We start from the raw sequence: 15974 nt of genomic DNA on the forward strand, positions 1-15974 counted from the left end.
GTTACATCCCTCTGTTCGTACCGTAGGTTATAGTCCTCTGTGAAGTCAGCCTTCGCAGGGTTTTGATTTTTCTCTCGCAGACTTCGCAAACCATGAGATGCAAAGCCGTGGATTGGCGCTCCTGTTCGCCCATCACGTCGCGGACCAGCCGGCCGAGGTCCTCATCGCTCGGGCATCCCTTGCCGTCGTATGGCATAGGTTCTCCTTAATTGGATTTCTGCCGCTGCGGTTTGTAATTGCGCAGATCAATGATCTTGAGTCCCGGACCCATTGTCCGCAACTCACGAACAAGCTTTTCAGCCATCTCTAGAGTGAAGTGAATTTCGTCCGGGTTGGTATTCTGATTCGGCATTTGCGCTCGCGCCATATTCCACTTGATCACCAACTGCCTGGTCGCTTCATCCACATCCTCATCCCGAAGCGGCAATCCTGACTGCTTGATCTGGCGGAAGAGCTCATGGGCGTCCGTGGATTTGAGCGTGTCCTGCTGGATGCCAACCTCGACCATATAACGGCCGTAGACCTGAGACCAGACCTCACACGAATAGAATCCATCAGCGCCCACGATCCGGCCATGCTTGCGGCAAGTATTGCAGAGCTCAAATTTTGGCCCTGTCATTGTTCCTCCTCACAGAATATAGCGGTATGATACACAATTTTAGACAAAATTAAATTGATTTGTCAAAGCTGAAACTTGGGCTTATAATGACTTTGGCGGCAAATTTTGCCGTTTTTTTTTGTTATCAACATTGTCCCCAGTGTCCACACCCTTGCGGGAAGCATTTGTATAAACTTATAATAGATTACCTCTTTAAACGACAAAAATGCCAAAAAAACAGGCTGAAACCAAGCCTTCTGAGAATTTCATCAACCGCATTCCGCCGCAAAACCTGGAAGCCGAGCAGTCGGTATTGGGTTCTCTTCTGCTTGACCGCGAAGGGATCATCAAAATTGCCGACCTCATCAGCGCCGATGATTTCTATGACGATCGCCACCGCATCATCTTCATGGGAATCATCAGGCTTTATGACGAGCGCGCGTCCATTGATATTCTGACGGTCTCCAATGTTCTGGAAGAAGGTCATTCTCTGGAAAAAATCGGCGGAATTTCTTACCTCACCACCTTGGTCAATTCCGTGCCTTCTGCGGCTCACGTTGTCCACTATGCCAACATTGTCCGGCGCAAAGGAACGCTGCGGAGGTTGATCTCTTCCGCCACTGATATCGTGGGATTGGGTTATCAGGAAGAGATTGACCTGGAAAGCCTGCTTGACCAGGCTGAACAGAAACTTTTTTCCGTTTCGCAAAAATACCTCAAACAGAACTTTGTGGCGCTGTCCGAGATCCTCCACGAGACATTTGACCGCATTGACGAACTGCACCGCGAAAAAGGCAAACTGCGCGGCGTGTCCACCGGCTTTGCGGACCTGGACAATAAATTAGGCGGCCTGCAAAAATCCGATCTGATCATTCTGGCCGCCCGCCCGTCCATGGGCAAAACTTCGCTGGCTCTGGATTTTGTCCGGCATGTGGCCATGAATGAACATAAGGCGGTGGGAATTTTTTCGCTTGAAATGAGCAAGGACCAATTGGTCGACCGCCTGCTTGCTGCGGAAGCTGATGTGGACCTGTGGAAAATGCGCACCGGCAAGCTCAATGATCTCGGGCCTGACAATGATTTTGAAAGGATCGGACATGCTTTGGGCAGATTATCTGAAGCGCCGATATTTATAGACGATTCCGGTGCGGTCAATATCATGGAATTGCGCACCAAAGCCAGAAGACTCCAATCAGAGCATGAGCTGGACCTGATCGTGGTGGATTATTTGCAATTGATGCAGGGCCGCAATACGGAAAACCGCGTGCAGGAAGTGTCGGAAATTTCCCGCTCGCTAAAAATACTGGCCAAAGAATTAAATCTGCCTGTTTTGGCCTTATCCCAATTATCCCGCGCAGTGGAACAGCGCGGCGGGGACAAAAAACCGCAACTCTCCGACCTTCGCGAATCAGGGTCCATTGAGCAGGATGCGGACGTGGTTATGTTCATTTACCGCGATGAGATGTACACCGGTAAAGAATCGCGCAAGCCGCATATTGCGGAGATCCTCATCCGCAAGCACCGCAATGGCCCGACCGGCGACATTGAACTGTTCTTTGATCAGGAAAAAACAAGTTTCAAGAACCTGGCCAAACAACCGCCCTCCATGGAAGAAGCCATGATGAACCAGATAATGGAATAAGCCGGCCGGTTCTGCTATAATAACTTCAAATATTTAACCATAAACATTATGTTCTTAGGACTTTTTTTGGTGATTTTGGGGGCGCTTTTGCTCTTCAAAAACCTGGGTCTGATCGTTTTGCCAGCCTCAGTTTGGTCTATTCTTTACCCTGTCATCCTGATCGTGCTGGGGCTTTGGCTCATTTCCATAGTCCAGCGGGGCCGCGCTTACAAGCACTGGATGATGAACCGCTACTGGGGACGCCGGGACGACGAAGAACAATAAAAAAAGCCGTGCTTGGAAATAATTTCCATACGACTTAATTGCCAACCCCCTCCTCGCCCAGATAGCCGTCCGGATACGGAGAGTCATCCTCTTGTTCCATCATCCTGAGACGCTCCTGTTCATAGTCGTTCAAGCGGCAACCGAACAGGCTTCGCGAAGGTCTGCCCTTTAACGACTTGGCGGGTTTTGAACTCGCTATCCTCTGATGCTTTCGGTTTTTCCCCGAATTGATCTTCGTGCCGTTCGGCCGTTTCTTGCCCATCGACCCTCCATGGGTTTCTTTTTCAAAAAACCAGTGTCTAGTTGAATTGCGGGCCGGGGAATAAAGCACGCGTACCGAAGCGAGATGAAGCAGCGACTGGCTGCCGGAGAATCTCCCGGAGCCCTTCTTGGAGATCACAAACTACCAATGGCTGAATACCGAAAATGAAAAGGGCTTTGACCAGAAAATCCACATCGCCGTCGTCATAAACGATGACATCGTCGAACGGCCGATCTTCGCCGGCCTCGGTCGACAGCGTAGCGATGACATCCTCACGGGGTACCCACCAAAGCTTGATTTTAGCAGGGTTAACTATCGGAAGCTGTTGAAGCTGCCTGACCTGGCAAACGATCAGAATCTTCATGTCTCCTCCTTTTCACTATCGAATACCCGAGCGATTATTTCACTGCATGCCCTCCGAATTGTTCCCGCATGCTGGACACTAGCTTGCCTACAAAACTCTGGGTCTTTTTTGACTTTACGCGGAACCGGAATGATTGTTCAATGATCTGCGCCGGTATCTTTAATTCTTTGGCTGTTTTGGCGGTCCATTCGCCTTCTCCCGTGTAACCGACCACGCCTGTAATTCCTCTTAAATTCTGGCCGCGCATCAGGAAAGCGTCCTTCAGCCAGCCGACCAAACGGGACTCCACCACACTGCCGTGATTATACAGGGCCGCGACATCAACCAAGTTTAATTTGAAGGGTGATTTTTTAAGGATGCCAAACCCTTCGGCCAAGGACTGCATCATGCCGTACTCAATGCCGTTGTGGACCATTTTGACAAAGTGCCCGGACCCGTACCCGGGAAAAAACTTATATCCGCCAAAAACTGAAATGCCTCTGAATAAAGATTCTAATTTCAAATACGTTTTGCGGTTCCCGCCTATCATGAGGCAGGCTCCCCGGCGCGCCCCGCCGGGGCCGCCGGAAACTCCGATGCCCAAAAATTCTATCCCCCGTTTTTGCAGAAATTTGCCGCGGCGGATGGAATCTTTATAAAAAGAATTGCCGCCGTCAATGATTATATCCCCGCGCCGCAAGTGCTTGGACAGGCCGTTTTTCCCGAACAAGACCTCATCCACACTGGCATGCGGCACCATGAGCCAGACCACCCGCTGTTCCGGCAGGCCTGCCAATAACTGTCCGTAACTTTCCGTTACCGTGAATTGGGGATTCTGAGAAAGTTCTTTTACCGCTTCCGGCGAATGGTGATTCGTGCTTGTGAGCTGATATCCTTTTTCCATCATCTGCAGGACCAGATTCTTCCCCATTTTTCCGAGGCCGATCATGGCCAGTTTTTTTGGCCCAGCTGCGACGGCCGGAACACCATCGATACCGAATTTCTCTAAAATTTTATTGTTCTTGCCGTAAAAATTGAGCGGTGTAAGTTTTTTCTGCCAAGCATTGACGATCGGGTCAATGAACTTCCAGGCGGAAAGAGCCTCGCGGCTGGAAACAAACAAAGTTTGGTCTCCCACTATCGCGTCCGAGATCAGGCGCGCATATTCCGCCAAATAGCGCTGGGACGGATCGGCTTCGTACGCAAAGTCCAAAGTTTTTTTCTCTAATTGCATGCCGGTCCCCGGTTTTTTTGACCAAAACTCGATCACGATCCCGGCGACAGGCTGGATCTTAAAACAGATCCTGTTTTTTAGACCCTGTCCTTTGAAAGTCACAATGATCTGCTTGTCATTTTCCGGAAAATTCTTGCCTGATTCAATATAGATCGGCACGCCTTTGAAACGATTCCCTTCCAATTCAGTTTTGAGCTTAAAATATGTCTCGGTGTTGGAGCTGCGTGCCACCCCCGCTTCTTTCCTGTATCCGCGGTACTGGGCGCGGAGAGTATTGGTTCTTATTTCATCCGCGCTGAGGATATGCAGATTTTCCATGACTTCCGCACGCTTCAAACGGATCCCCGAGCCTGACATCGCACCAGGATCATCCATTGTGACCAAAGCCAGCATCTGCAATAAATGATTTTGGCCCACATCCAGAAGCGCTCCGACGCCGTCGTAAAATTCGCCGCGGCCCTGCACATCGATCTGTTCAAGCAATTTGATCTCAATTTTTTCAATGAACTTATTGTTCCAGATATCCTCCAGGAGGTGGTTGGAAAACCGGAAGGCCATGACATTCTGCAAAACCTCTTTCGCCAGGTAATGATCAATGCGATAAACTTGATCTTCAGAAAAAAGCTTGGCCAGAAGTTTATCCAATTTTTGCGCATGCGTCAGGTCTTTGCCGAACGGCTTTTCCACCAAGACGCGGGTCCAGCCCAGCTTGCCTTTATCGGTCAGGCCTGACGCGGACAGCTGGTGGAACAAGTTGTCATTAAAATGCGGCGGGATAGCCAGGTAAAATAATTTATTGCTGTGGATCTTCAGTTTCCGGTCGAGTCTGCCTAAGCGCACGCTCAGCCTTTGATACGCCTCCGGATCTTCCAGCTGGCCCTGATGGTAGGTGAACAACTGCAAAAACTTATTAAGCTTTCTGTCCAAGCCGGAAGGGTAATGCTTTTTAAGCGAACTTCGCAGATGTGCCCGGAAATCCTCATCCGACCAATCGCGCCTGGAAAAACCCACCACAGAAAATCCCGGCGGCAGATTTTTTTGCTTGAACAAATAATAGATGGCGGGGGTCAGTTTTCTCTCCATCAGATCCCCGGTTGCGCCGAATACAACAAGTACTGTCGCCTGCTTATTTTTCTTTAAATTTGGCATATGAGGACATATTAGCATATTTTGGCAGGAAAAATGAAACAATTTAACGCCTGCATTCGTTATATATTTACAAACCCAGAAAGCTGCTGTATACTCAAAAAAGCATGAATATCCTAAAAGAACCAACACAAAATCCGACTGACGAACATTTGGTGGAAAATTACCTGAACGGCGACTCGCATGCCCTGGATCTCCTGATCCAGAAATATCTGAGCCAGACGTATAATTTTGTTTTCAAATATGTCCATACGACGCAGGACGCCGAAGACGTGACCCAGGAGGCCTTTGTTAAGGCCTGGAAAAAAATAGATACTTTCAAACGCCAGTATAAATTTAAAACCTGGCTGTTTACGATCGCCAAAAACACGGCGCTCGACCATCTGAAAAAACGGGGCCTTGTTCCGTTCTCCGCTCTCAATGGTGAAAATGAAGGAGAGGCTTTTGAGCAAAGTTTGGTGTCTTACGAAACACTGCCGGACGAAGCTTTGGCCAAGATCCAGGATGCGAAAATAATAGGCCACGCAGTCGATAAATTGCCGGATATTTACCGCCAGGTCATCACACTTTATTACGACGATCAGCTGAACTTTCGGGAGATCGCCGGCCTGCTGAAACAATCCATCAATACAATAAAAACCCGCCATCGCCGGGCTCTGGCCTATTTGAGGCGCGATTTGCCCAAAAATTGAACCATTTGATAGGGGTTGCTCGTAGAAATGGTACGAAACCATGCAACAGCTTACTCCTTCGCCCCAGCTTTACGGGCGCATTAAAAATCAAATCGAGCTAGAGCAAACCCTTCTGGTGCTAAAAAGAAGGCTGCTTTTATATGGCTTGGGGTTTGCAATCTCTCTGGCGATTTTTGTAATGGCCTTTAAGAATTTCTTTGTCCAGGCCGATCAGACAGGTTTTTTGCAGCTCTTAAAACTGACCTCTACAGATTTTACCCTGCTGTCTTCTCATATGTCCGACTATCTGCTTTCTTTGGCCGAAGCCTTGCCCGCGCTCAGCATGGTTTTGGTCGGAGCTGTATTTTTATTCATATTGCTGACCGGCATAAAATTGTTTACTTCGCTGTTTAAAATTAAACACTTGAACGCGAGATAAGATATGACTTTTGAAGAATTCCTGAAATCTAAAAATTTTAAAACGGGCTTTGCCGCGGTTGTTGCCCTGATCATTTTAATTATAGTTTTCGCATCCGGTATGTTTGTCGGGCTGGAGAAAGCACGCTTTTCATATAACTGGGGCACCAATTATTACCCTAATTTTGCAGGCCGGCCGGGTCCCGGCGGGCCCTTTCACTTGGACCGCGATTTCATGAATGCCCACGGTCCGGACGGCCAGATCATAAAAATTGACGGCAATACGATCACGATCAAAGGCAGGAACGGTGTTGAACAGAATATTATTGTTGACGCGCAAACCGCGATAAAGAACAATCAGGCGAATCTGAAGATCACGGATCTGAAAGTTAATGACAACATAGTCGTGATAGGCTCTCCCGATGATGAAGGCCAGGTTTTGGCCAAGCTGATCCGGGTCATGCCCCAGGCTCCTATGTAAACCAATGACATTTATTCAAAAATTCCTAACTTATATAAAAGCTCATAAAGTCATCACGGTCATTGTCCTGGTCGTGGCGGCTTTTGGCGGATACCAGTGGTATAAAAAAGCGCATGCTTCCGCAGGTTCGGTCCAGTACATTACCAAAGCCGCGGCGAAAACGACGATCTCCGTATCCGTCTCCGGCACAGGCCAGGTTTCGGCTCAAAACAGGATCGACCTTAAACCCGGCGGGTCCGGCCAGGTCGCAGCCGAGCTCGTCACGGTCAATGTCAAGCAAGGCGACCAGGTCAAGGCCGGCCAGGTTATCGCCACTGTGGATCAAAAAAATAATTCAGTCGCTCTGATCCAGGCCAAAGCATCATTGCAAAGCGCGCAGGCGAATTACGATAAATTGATATCAGGGCTGACTTCTACGGATATGCAAACTGCCCAGCTCGCGGTAACTACGGCACAGCAGGCCTTAGACAAGGCGAACAGAGATTATGCGAATACCGTCACCACCCAGCAGCAAAACGTGGATAAAGCCTATAGCGCCCTGCTGAATTCCGATCTGCAGCCGGATCCGTCTGATGCCAACACCACTGCGGCAGTGACGATCACCGGGAATTATACGGCGAAAGACCCGAGCCAAATAACCGTGAGCTTATCTGAAGTTCCCGCCGGGATGCGTTATCAAAGCACCGGACTTTCTGGCGACGGTGATCTGATAACGCGGGGCGTTGCCCAGCCGATAGGAGACGGGCTGTTCATTACGTTTGATGCAAGCGGCACCCTGAATGCTTCCACGGTTTGGACAATTGATATTCCGAACACAAAATCGTCCGGTTACCTGAACAATAATTTTGCTTATAACTCCGCGCTTCAAAATCAAACTCAAGCCCTGGCATCCGCCCAGGATACGATCAATTCGGCGCAAAATTCCCTGACCCAGGCCCAGCTGTCCCTGCAATCAAAAACAGCTCCCCCGACCTCGGCTGATGTAGCGTCGGCCAAAGCCCAGATCGCGCAAGCTCAAGCACAGCTGCAGAACGCGGATGTAAATTACAGCAACAACATCATTAAATCCCCGTTCGACGGCCAAGTCGCACAATTAAATAACCAGCCGGGCGACCAGGTCACCTCAAGTACGATCATTGCCACGGTCATCACCAACCAAAAACTGGCTGTCATGCCACTGAACGAAGTCGATGCCGCTAAAGTCTCGGTGGGACAGAAAGTTAACCTGACCTTTGACGCGCTCGACAGTCTGAATGTTGTCGGCACCGTCGCGCAGGTGGATACTCTCGGCACGGTAAGCCAGGGGGTTGTTACTTATAACGTAAAAATCGGCTTTGATTCTCAGGATGCCCGGATCAAACCCGGCATGAGCGTCACCGCCGCTATTATTACGGATGTCAAAACTGACATCGTGGCAGTGCCCAGTTCCGCCGTAAAATCAGATTCCAACGGCGATTACGTCCAAGTCCTGAACTCCAAAGGCGAACCGGAAAATAAAACCGTACAAGTCGGGATCTCCAATGATACTGACACGGAGATCACAAGCGGTTTGAACGAAGGCGACATGGTCGTCACACAAACCATCAACTCCGCGGCCAAAACCACAACCGCGACAACCAGGGCCGGCGGCGGGATCATCCCGGGTCTGGGAGGCGGGGGCGGCGCGGTCAGAGGCGCCTTTACAGGCGGGGGCGGCGGCGGAGGCGGCCGATGATCGAATGCCATCATATCAATAAATCCTATTTCAACGGCGATGTCGAGACTAAAGTTTTAAAAGACGTAACCTTCACGATCAAAGACGGCGAATTCGTGGCGATCATGGGCCCGTCGGGATCCGGCAAATCCACTCTGATGCACATCATTGGAGCGCTGGATACGCCCACGCACGGAAAATATATCCTGGACGGCAAGGACGTCTCGACTCTGTCTGACGACGAACTGGCCGCCATCCGCCGGCAAAAAATAGGTTTTGTATTCCAGTCGTTCAACCTGCTTCCCCGCGCCACCGTGCTCCGCAATGTGGCTCTGCCTTTGGTTTACGCCGAGATCGATAAAACGAACCGCGATGAACTGGCCAAAAAAGCCTCTTTACAGGCGGGTCTGGATGAATCGCGGTTTTATCATTTATCAAACCAGCTCTCCGGCGGACAGATGCAAAGGGTGGCCATTGCAAGGGCTCTTGTAAATAACCCTTCGCTTCTTCTGGCCGATGAACCGACGGGCAATTTGGATACCAAGACCGGCGACATCGTGCTTCACACATTTCAAAAGTTGAACGAGCAAGGCCATACGATCGTACTGATTACTCACGAACCTTACGTGGCCGAACACGCATCACGCATCATTCATATCCGTGACGGCGAGATTTTGAAAGACGAAACTAATCTGAACCGCAGAATAGTAGATACCAACAAGATCCATGAAGACTAGAGATCTATTTGATGAAAGCTACAGCGCCTTGACGGTCAACAAGGTCAGGTCCAGCCTGACCATGCTTGGAATTATTATCGGCATCGGCTCCGTGATAGCGTTGATCTCAATCGGCCAAGGTGCCGCGGGGTCGATCCAGGCCAACATCCAGTCCATCGGCTCAAATCTGATCATAGTCACGCCGGGCGCTCCCAGAGGAGCAGGAGCCGCCGTATCCACTGGCCGCGGCAGCGCCGAGACCCTGACCATGGATGACGAACTCTATCTGCAGAGCAACCTGACTGATGCTAAAGCCGTGGAACCGGAACTGTCGAAACGCTACCAGGTAACGGCCAAAGGCACCAATACCAATACCCAGGTCGTCGGCACCAGCAGCAATTATACTACTGTGCGAAATGTGAATATTGATGGCGGGTCATTTATTACTGACCAACAAGTTACAAATTTGGCCAAAGTCGCGGTCTTGGGTCCCACGACCCGGGACGATCTGTTCGGCGTTGGAGCTGATGCCGTGGGCCAGACCATCCGGATAAATTCCGTTGTTTTCAATGTCATCGGAGTTACCGCAAGCAAGGGCGGCAGCGGATTTTTTAACCAGGATGATATTATTTTCATTCCGATATCAGTTGCCCAGCATTACCTGGTCGGGCCCAATGCGGACGGAAAAGATTATGTCACTACCATTGGTATCTCGGCTCAGAGCCCTGACGTCATGACCACGGTACAGCAGGAAACAACTGACGATTTGCTTTCCCTCCACCAGATCGGCAATCCGGCCCAGGCTGATTTCCAGGTCCAGAACCAGGCTGACATTGTCTCGGCCGCATCCTCGGTCACCGGCACGTTTACGATCCTTTTAGCTTCCATTGCCGGCATTTCCCTGGTTGTCGGCGGCATCGGCATCATGAACATGATGCTGACGACCGTGACTGAGCGGACGCGGGAGATCGGCCTGCGCAAAGCAATCGGCGCAACCCGTCAGGATATCAATCTGCAATTCCTGATGGAAGCGATCATGCTGACTTTTTTGGGCGGTTTGATCGGCGTGGTCGCCGGCTGGCTGGCCTCGATCGCTGCGACCCACTTTGCCGGCATCCCCTCCAAGATCACCTCGTCATCGGTTCTGCTGGCTTTCGGCGTCTCGGCTGCAATTGGCGTGGTCTTCGGCTACTACCCGGCGCAAAAAGCTTCAAAGCTGAACCCAATTGAAGCTTTAAGATTTGAATAATTAACTAGTCAATAATTAAATAAATTTTATGGACAAAAAACATACTATTACTGTGGTCGCGGTCGCAATCGTGTTCGCAGCAGGAGGATTTTTTGGAGGAATGAAGTATGCTCAAGGTAAAACGGCGCAAATGCGCCAACAGCGCGTTGCCGGAGCCGGGTTTGGGGCAGGCGGTGGAGCCCGGGGTGCGCGGGGCGGAGCCGGCGGAACGGCAGGCGGAGGATTTACGGGCGGTCAGATAGTTTCCAAAGATGACAAAAGCATCACTATAAAGACCATGGACGGCGGGTCAAAGATCGTTTTCCTGGGAGCTTCAACCCAGATCGCCAAATCAGCTTCCGGCACGCCGGATGATCTGACCCAGGGCGAAAACGTGGTTGTCACAGGCACAGCCAACTCCGACGGAAGCCTCACCGCTCAGATGATCCAGATCCGGCCGGCAATGACAACTCAACCGGCACCGGCTCAGTAAATTATTATAAGAAAAAACGCCAATGAAAATTGGCGTTTTTTCAATATCTGACCAAATCCCTAAATTTATTCACCTCCTAATTTCTCAATCATCTCAAACTCTTCCTTCGTCACCGGCTGGACCGAGAGGCGCGGGATTTTCAGCAGTATCATATCCTTAAGTCTTTTATTTGCCTTGATCTGCCCCAAAGTGACCAAGCGTTTGAACTTGCCGACAAATGCAACTTTCGGCGCTATCCATGGATTTTTTTCTTTGCTTGCTTTCGGATCATAGTAATCGTCATTTTTATCCAAAGCCGTGATGTCCGGTAAATTCGGCTCTAAAATCTTGCCGGTTCCAACAACGCCTTTCTGATCGCCCGAATGATAAAACAAAAACAAATCGCCGGACTTCATCTCGTCCCGCATGATGTTCCGGGCACGGTAATTCCGAATGCTGTTCCAGGTCGTTGTTTTGTCCCGCAACAGATCCTCGATCGAATAGCTCTCAGGCTCAGATTTCATTAACCAATAGTTCATATTTAGATGATAACAGTTTTAAGCTTGCTTTTTCAAGGCAATTTGATTAAGATTTATTAGCTTATGTCCATACTCCCGAAATCAATTCAAAATCTTATCAACGAATTTTCCAAACTTCCCGGCATCGGGCCGAAGACCGCTTCGCGCCTGACTTTTTATTTGCTGAAAAATCCGAACATGGATCTGCAAAGTTTTGCCCAGGCCGTAGCCAATCTGCAAAAAGATATAATCTTCTGCTCGATATGTTTTAACATGACCGAGTCTGACCCGTGCAAGATCTGCATCGACAACAAGCGCGATCAAAACCTTATCTGCGTCGTGGAAGACGCGCTTGATGTCGTGGCCATGGATCAGATTTCCGACTTCAACGGGGTGTATCATGTGCTGGGCGGAGTTATTTCTCCGCTTGACGGAGTAGGGCCTGATGATCTTAAGATCGGGGAACTGCTCAAGCGGTTATCAGAACCCGGCGAAAAAGAAATTATCCTGGCCACCAATCCATCAATGGAAGGCGAAGCGACTGCCATGTACCTGGCCAAACAGCTGAAACAGCCCCAATTTGCGCAAATAAAAGTAACCAGACTGGCCCGGGGTCTTCCGTCCGGCGCAGACCTGGAATATGCGGACGAGTACACATTAAGCAAAGCCTTAGAAGGCAGAAGGGAGTACTAATGCCGGAAAATGAAAATCGTTTTGAAGAAGAGCCGGAAATAACCGAACTTCAAAAAATTGAATCGGAGGCTGCAAGGATAGAACAAGAGCTGAAACAGCATATATCTGCTGAGCAAGCCGCAGAAATTACACGGAAGTTCTTTGAGGCTGCCTTTGGAATCAATGAGATAAATCGCCAAATTTTGGCTGATCCGTTAGTTATTAAAAACTACATACGAGACGGGAATAAATTAAGAAAACGAAGTAATCCGGAAGCTTTCTCAACTCTGCCGGACGCAAGCTTTCTGTTGAAAGCATATGTTACCGCCGATTACCCGGACAACACGGCAGCATTCTTAAAATGGTTGGACTTTCAAAAAGAGCTGGCTGAAGATAGGCTGATAAAACTGCGATCTGAGGGAGACATCGCTATAGTCAGCAGGGACATGGTCAAAGAAACTGTAGAGTTCCGCGAAGAGCTGAAAAAAAATGAAATAGAAAAATATTTTGACCAACTCATGAAAGAGGAAAAAGACGAAAATGATGATGATAAGTCAAGATCCTAAAGGCACCTGAATTAAATTATTTTCACTCCCCGCCCAAGCTTCAGGCTGTAGCGGGGATTTTATTTAAAAGAAAAAGCTCCAAATTACAGGAGCTTTGTAAGCCAGATTTTTAGCCAGAGTGTCAGTCTGTACAAGTACGCGTACTTGAGAATATCTAACAGTAAGTACGTCAAAATGATTATTCTCAAGGTCCGCTTACTTGCAAACAGAGACAATTTGTGAGTAGTCAACCAGGTGCGGACCCCGGTTTCAAAACTAAGGAAGGAATTCCTGAACCGCAGTATCACGAATTTCCTCCTCGCAACATAGGACGAGAGTTACTTCACACCGTGGATATCACGCGCATAATGCGCCCGGCAATCGACTTCGGCGAGCCGCCCTGCCGCGTGTTTGGCCGCCTCGGTCAAAATGGCACGGGCTTCAGCGTCAGTGCGGGAGTATAGGACCTGCGGGTCGTGTCCGTGTTCGACCAGAAACGCCTCAATCAAGGAACGCTCAAGCACAGCGCTCGGGTGTTCAAGCGGCCGGACATCGGGATCAATTTTCACAAAACCTCCTTAAGAATCCTGAACAGAGAGCCTACAAACAAAAAGAAACCGCAAAAACTATTGCGCGGTTTTTTCTTGTTTCTAAGCTATAGATTCTATCTCAACCACTGTTTCCGCCTGCCGGTGTCCTTGTTTCCTGCGGTAGCGGGATTTGGCGCGGTATTTGAAAACCACTAATTTTTCGCCGCGGCCCTGTGACAAAACCTTGCCTGTGACTTTGGCGCCTGAAAGGTATGGCTTGCCCAAATTTACATTTGAATCATCCGCGACCAGCAAAACTTTATCAAAACTCACAGTGTCGCCCTGCTGAACATCGAGTTTTTCAATTGTTACGCGGTCTTTCGGCGCAACCAGGTACTGCTTGCCGCCTGTTTCTATTACTGCTTGCATAAAATTCATTAATCACTACATGTTAATTTAGCAAAAATTGTTAAATCGGTCAAGCATTCCCTTCTACGGCCCGACTTCCCTGATGATCGGGGTCTTGCCTGTGGAGGAATTGACAATGATGTTCGGGGCTGAGCCTGAGAAGCTTTTGGCTGAAGAATCAGTGTAATGGATGGTAAAGGTATTGGTCACCACTTCCTGGATATCGGCGGATGCGGTGCTGACATTGGCATCATAGGTAATGATCCAGTTATTGGTCACATCCTTGTTGCCTGAGATGTTAAACAGGTAATTACCGGAGCAGGTAGGGCTGTTGGCTGTCAGTCCCCCATTAACAGAGCCCGGGCCTGTAACCGTCAGGTTCCTAAGATTGGTCAGGTTGGAAGAGACAGTGTCGCAGATGTAGTTGACCGTGGCTGCAGAAGGGCCGGAATTGACCAGGGTGATCTGGTAGGTCAGGGTATCCCCGTTATTGACTGAAGTGCTGGGACTATAGGGGTTGCCGTTGACCTTACTGACAAACTTCGTTGTATTGGCAAAGTTGGCAGAACAGACAACGTTCATGATGCTCTTCTCGTTTGACTGGCTGTTGCCCCCGGCATTGAAGGCCTGGACCACATAGAAATAGGTCACTCCGGTGGAAGGAGGGGTATCCAGGTAAGTGCCAAAGGTGCCTGTGCCGCTCTGGGCAGGCAGGTTGCCTGAGATATTGGCATACCCTGAGCCTGATGTGGTTGATCGCAGGACTATGAAGCCGGTTTCATTGCCGGAGTTATCAGTCCAGGTTACTTTCAGCTTAGAACAGGGCACCGAAGCATCGGTATTGATATTATCCACTTTGGTCAGGGTCGGGGCTGTGGGAGCTACTACATATGCTGCCTGGGAGTAGTAGGTTGCCTGACTATAATAGGTTGCTTGAGAGTAGTATGCTGATTGGGCGTAGTAGGCTGACTGACTATAGTATGCCGATTGACTGTAGTAGGATGATTGGGAATAGTATGCTGCCTGGGAATAGCACGCAGGAAGACCGCTACAGTTCGAATTGACTGTACAGTTTGTGGTATTGCCGATGGTGCATTCGCTGCCAGCCGGAATACAACCGCATGACCCGCTCCAGCGATAGTATTGCGGTTCGGAGTATGGAGTCGCATAGTATGACGATTGGGAATAGTAGGAGGATTGGGAGTAATAAGAAGCTTGACTATAACAACTAAAAAAACAGGAACTGCTTGCGCTTATGCTCCCATTCCATTGAACTGTGTTAAGTGCGGGAGAAAAAAATTGAATCGTATCAAAATTAGCATTTCCCGGTACGCCCATGCTATTGGCATAGAATCCGCGATTATTCCACTGATCCACCTGACACCATGTTTGATAGTCCCCTGTAGTCTCACCAACGTATTCTGCCCAGGCGCAAACCGTAAAATAACCTTGACCTTGAGCCCCGCCGCTGACAGAATAACTCACTGAGCCGCTGCCCGGATTAATATGATTGGGAAAGCCCGGTTGATAGTAATCAGGGCCACACGTGACAAAACTGCTTCCGGTATTGGAACAAGAGAATGCCTGGGCTTTATGAAAGTATGCAAAACAGCTTCCTGCCAAAAGAAGCAGAAACAATAATAATATAGATTTATTGTTCGGGTAGGAATCCCGAAGGAAATTCCAAAGACGCATAGTTGATGTCCGTGGCAACTGCCTTATTTGTGTTAAACAGATCTTCTTTGGTTTGGATCTTCATTATTCTGGTTCCGGCTTTCAGGTCCGACATCGAACCTGCTACAACTTTTGTCTCAGGATAAAACCCGACACCGGATTTTACATCAGCAGGAGCGATCAGTGCGATCTTCTCAATTGTGGTCTGTGGGCTTATGGAGAATTGAATGACCCTGCTATCCGTCCGATCATCTCCGGGCTTGGTTGACCGGATCGATCCTTTAACAGTGATCAAACTGCCTTCTACTTTCTGGATATCACCTGACATCAGATAATCATCAGTTGCGGTGATTGGTGTTTGCTGAACCGCGATTTGTTTTAAACGATCCTTTAAAAATAAAACGAATAACAATAGTACGATAAGTAAAACTACTAATATTCTCAAAGCTTTTTTATTCAT

21 protein-coding genes are annotated in these 15974 nt (G+C 49.1%); 11 read left to right on the forward strand and 10 right to left on the reverse strand.

Annotation, left to right across the window (positions count from 1 at the left end; all coding sequences use genetic code 11):
- Position 1: 1 nt before the first annotated feature.
- Together WDN47_01285 and WDN47_01290 are read right to left on the reverse strand one after the other, a co-directional pair.
- Positions 2-196, reverse strand: a complete 195-nt coding sequence (locus tag WDN47_01285; GenBank protein ID MEJ0021193.1) for a hypothetical protein — start codon at positions 194-196, stop codon at positions 2-4.
- A 9-nt stretch (positions 197-205) separates the two neighbouring features.
- Positions 206-619 carry a hypothetical protein gene (locus tag WDN47_01290; GenBank protein MEJ0021194.1) on the reverse strand — a complete coding sequence of 138 codons (414 nt, stop codon included), beginning with the start codon at positions 617-619 and terminating at the stop codon, positions 206-208.
- Positions 620-824: 205 nt separating this feature from the next.
- Here WDN47_01290 and dnaB point away from each other — a divergent pair, with 205 nt between their 5' ends.
- Together dnaB and WDN47_01300 are read left to right on the forward strand one after the other, a co-directional pair.
- Positions 825-2240, forward strand: coding sequence for a replicative DNA helicase (gene dnaB / locus WDN47_01295; GenBank protein ID MEJ0021195.1), 1416 nt, complete (start codon positions 825-827; stop codon positions 2238-2240).
- 48 nt (positions 2241-2288) lie between these two features.
- Positions 2289-2504: a DUF5668 domain-containing protein gene (locus WDN47_01300; GenBank protein MEJ0021196.1), complete on the forward strand. Its 216-nt coding sequence runs from the start codon at positions 2289-2291 to the stop codon at positions 2502-2504.
- Positions 2505-2538: 34 nt separating this feature from the next.
- On the opposite strand, the gene WDN47_01305 is transcribed toward WDN47_01300, so the two are convergent.
- From WDN47_01305 to zwf, 3 genes are read right to left on the reverse strand one after another with little or no spacing between them, the layout of a single operon-like run.
- Complete coding sequence (locus tag WDN47_01305; GenBank protein ID MEJ0021197.1) at positions 2539-2766, reverse strand: hypothetical protein; 228 nt, start codon at positions 2764-2766, stop codon at positions 2539-2541.
- Between the two features lie 37 nt (positions 2767-2803).
- Positions 2804-3130: a hypothetical protein gene (locus WDN47_01310; GenBank protein MEJ0021198.1), complete on the reverse strand. Its 327-nt coding sequence runs from the start codon at positions 3128-3130 to the stop codon at positions 2804-2806.
- Positions 3131-3164: 34 nt separating this feature from the next.
- Complete coding sequence (gene zwf / locus WDN47_01315; protein ID MEJ0021199.1) at positions 3165-5492, reverse strand: glucose-6-phosphate dehydrogenase; 2328 nt, start codon at positions 5490-5492, stop codon at positions 3165-3167.
- Positions 5493-5596: 104 nt separating this feature from the next.
- On the opposite strand from zwf, the gene WDN47_01320 reads away from it, so the two are divergent.
- The 7 genes from WDN47_01320 to WDN47_01350 are packed head-to-tail and all read left to right on the forward strand — an operon-like array spanning position 5597 to position 11188.
- Positions 5597-6181: an RNA polymerase sigma factor gene (locus WDN47_01320; protein ID MEJ0021200.1), complete on the forward strand. Its 585-nt coding sequence runs from the start codon at positions 5597-5599 to the stop codon at positions 6179-6181.
- Between the two features lie 40 nt (positions 6182-6221).
- Positions 6222-6599: a hypothetical protein gene (locus tag WDN47_01325; GenBank protein ID MEJ0021201.1), complete on the forward strand. Its 378-nt coding sequence runs from the start codon at positions 6222-6224 to the stop codon at positions 6597-6599.
- 3 nt (positions 6600-6602) lie between these two features.
- Positions 6603-7058, forward strand: a complete 456-nt coding sequence (locus tag WDN47_01330) for a DUF5666 domain-containing protein (protein ID MEJ0021202.1) — start codon at positions 6603-6605, stop codon at positions 7056-7058.
- A 4-nt stretch (positions 7059-7062) separates the two neighbouring features.
- Positions 7063-8772 carry an efflux RND transporter periplasmic adaptor subunit gene (locus WDN47_01335; protein ID MEJ0021203.1) on the forward strand — a complete coding sequence of 570 codons (1710 nt, stop codon included), beginning with the start codon at positions 7063-7065 and terminating at the stop codon, positions 8770-8772.
- Positions 8769-9488, forward strand: a complete 720-nt coding sequence (locus WDN47_01340) for an ABC transporter ATP-binding protein (protein ID MEJ0021204.1) — start codon at positions 8769-8771, stop codon at positions 9486-9488. The genes WDN47_01335 and WDN47_01340 overlap by 4 nt, the downstream gene beginning before the upstream one ends.
- Positions 9478-10716, forward strand: a complete 1239-nt coding sequence (locus tag WDN47_01345) for an ABC transporter permease (GenBank protein ID MEJ0021205.1) — start codon at positions 9478-9480, stop codon at positions 10714-10716. Before WDN47_01340 ends, WDN47_01345 begins: the two co-directional genes overlap by 11 nt.
- 28 nt (positions 10717-10744) lie before the next feature.
- Positions 10745-11188, forward strand: coding sequence for a hypothetical protein (locus WDN47_01350; GenBank protein MEJ0021206.1), 444 nt, complete (start codon positions 10745-10747; stop codon positions 11186-11188).
- 65 nt (positions 11189-11253) lie between these two features.
- Here the strand turns inward: WDN47_01350 and WDN47_01355 are convergent, their stop codons facing one another.
- Positions 11254-11706: an EVE domain-containing protein gene (locus WDN47_01355; protein MEJ0021207.1), complete on the reverse strand. Its 453-nt coding sequence runs from the start codon at positions 11704-11706 to the stop codon at positions 11254-11256.
- 63 nt (positions 11707-11769) lie between these two features.
- Between WDN47_01355 and recR the strand changes: the two genes are divergently transcribed.
- Together recR and WDN47_01365 are read left to right on the forward strand one after the other, a co-directional pair.
- Positions 11770-12378, forward strand: a complete 609-nt coding sequence (gene recR, locus WDN47_01360) for a recombination mediator RecR (protein ID MEJ0021208.1) — start codon at positions 11770-11772, stop codon at positions 12376-12378.
- Positions 12378-12923 (forward strand): hypothetical protein, encoded by a 546-nt coding sequence (locus WDN47_01365; protein MEJ0021209.1) that lies wholly within the window; start codon positions 12378-12380, stop codon positions 12921-12923. Before recR ends, WDN47_01365 begins: the two co-directional genes overlap by 1 nt.
- 317 nt (positions 12924-13240) lie before the next feature.
- Here WDN47_01365 and WDN47_01370 read toward each other — a convergent pair whose 3' ends face one another.
- The 4 genes from WDN47_01370 to WDN47_01385 form a co-directional block, all read right to left on the reverse strand.
- A complete protein-coding gene (locus WDN47_01370) occupies positions 13241-13471 on the reverse strand; it encodes a hypothetical protein (protein MEJ0021210.1) in 231 nt (76 codons plus the stop codon).
- Between the two features lie 81 nt (positions 13472-13552).
- A complete protein-coding gene (rplU, locus tag WDN47_01375) occupies positions 13553-13861 on the reverse strand; it encodes a 50S ribosomal protein L21 (GenBank protein ID MEJ0021211.1) in 309 nt (102 codons plus the stop codon).
- 63 nt (positions 13862-13924) lie between these two features.
- Positions 13925-15478 carry a hypothetical protein gene (locus WDN47_01380; protein ID MEJ0021212.1) on the reverse strand — a complete coding sequence of 518 codons (1554 nt, stop codon included), beginning with the start codon at positions 15476-15478 and terminating at the stop codon, positions 13925-13927.
- 13 nt (positions 15479-15491) lie between these two features.
- Entirely contained in the window at positions 15492-15974 is a 483-nt protein-coding gene (locus WDN47_01385) for a hypothetical protein (GenBank protein MEJ0021213.1), read from the reverse strand.

It is taken from the genome of Candidatus Doudnabacteria bacterium (assembly GCA_037200925.1).
Lineage (GTDB): Bacteria > Patescibacteriota > Doudnabacteria > UBA920 > O2-02-FULL-48-8 > JBDTSL01.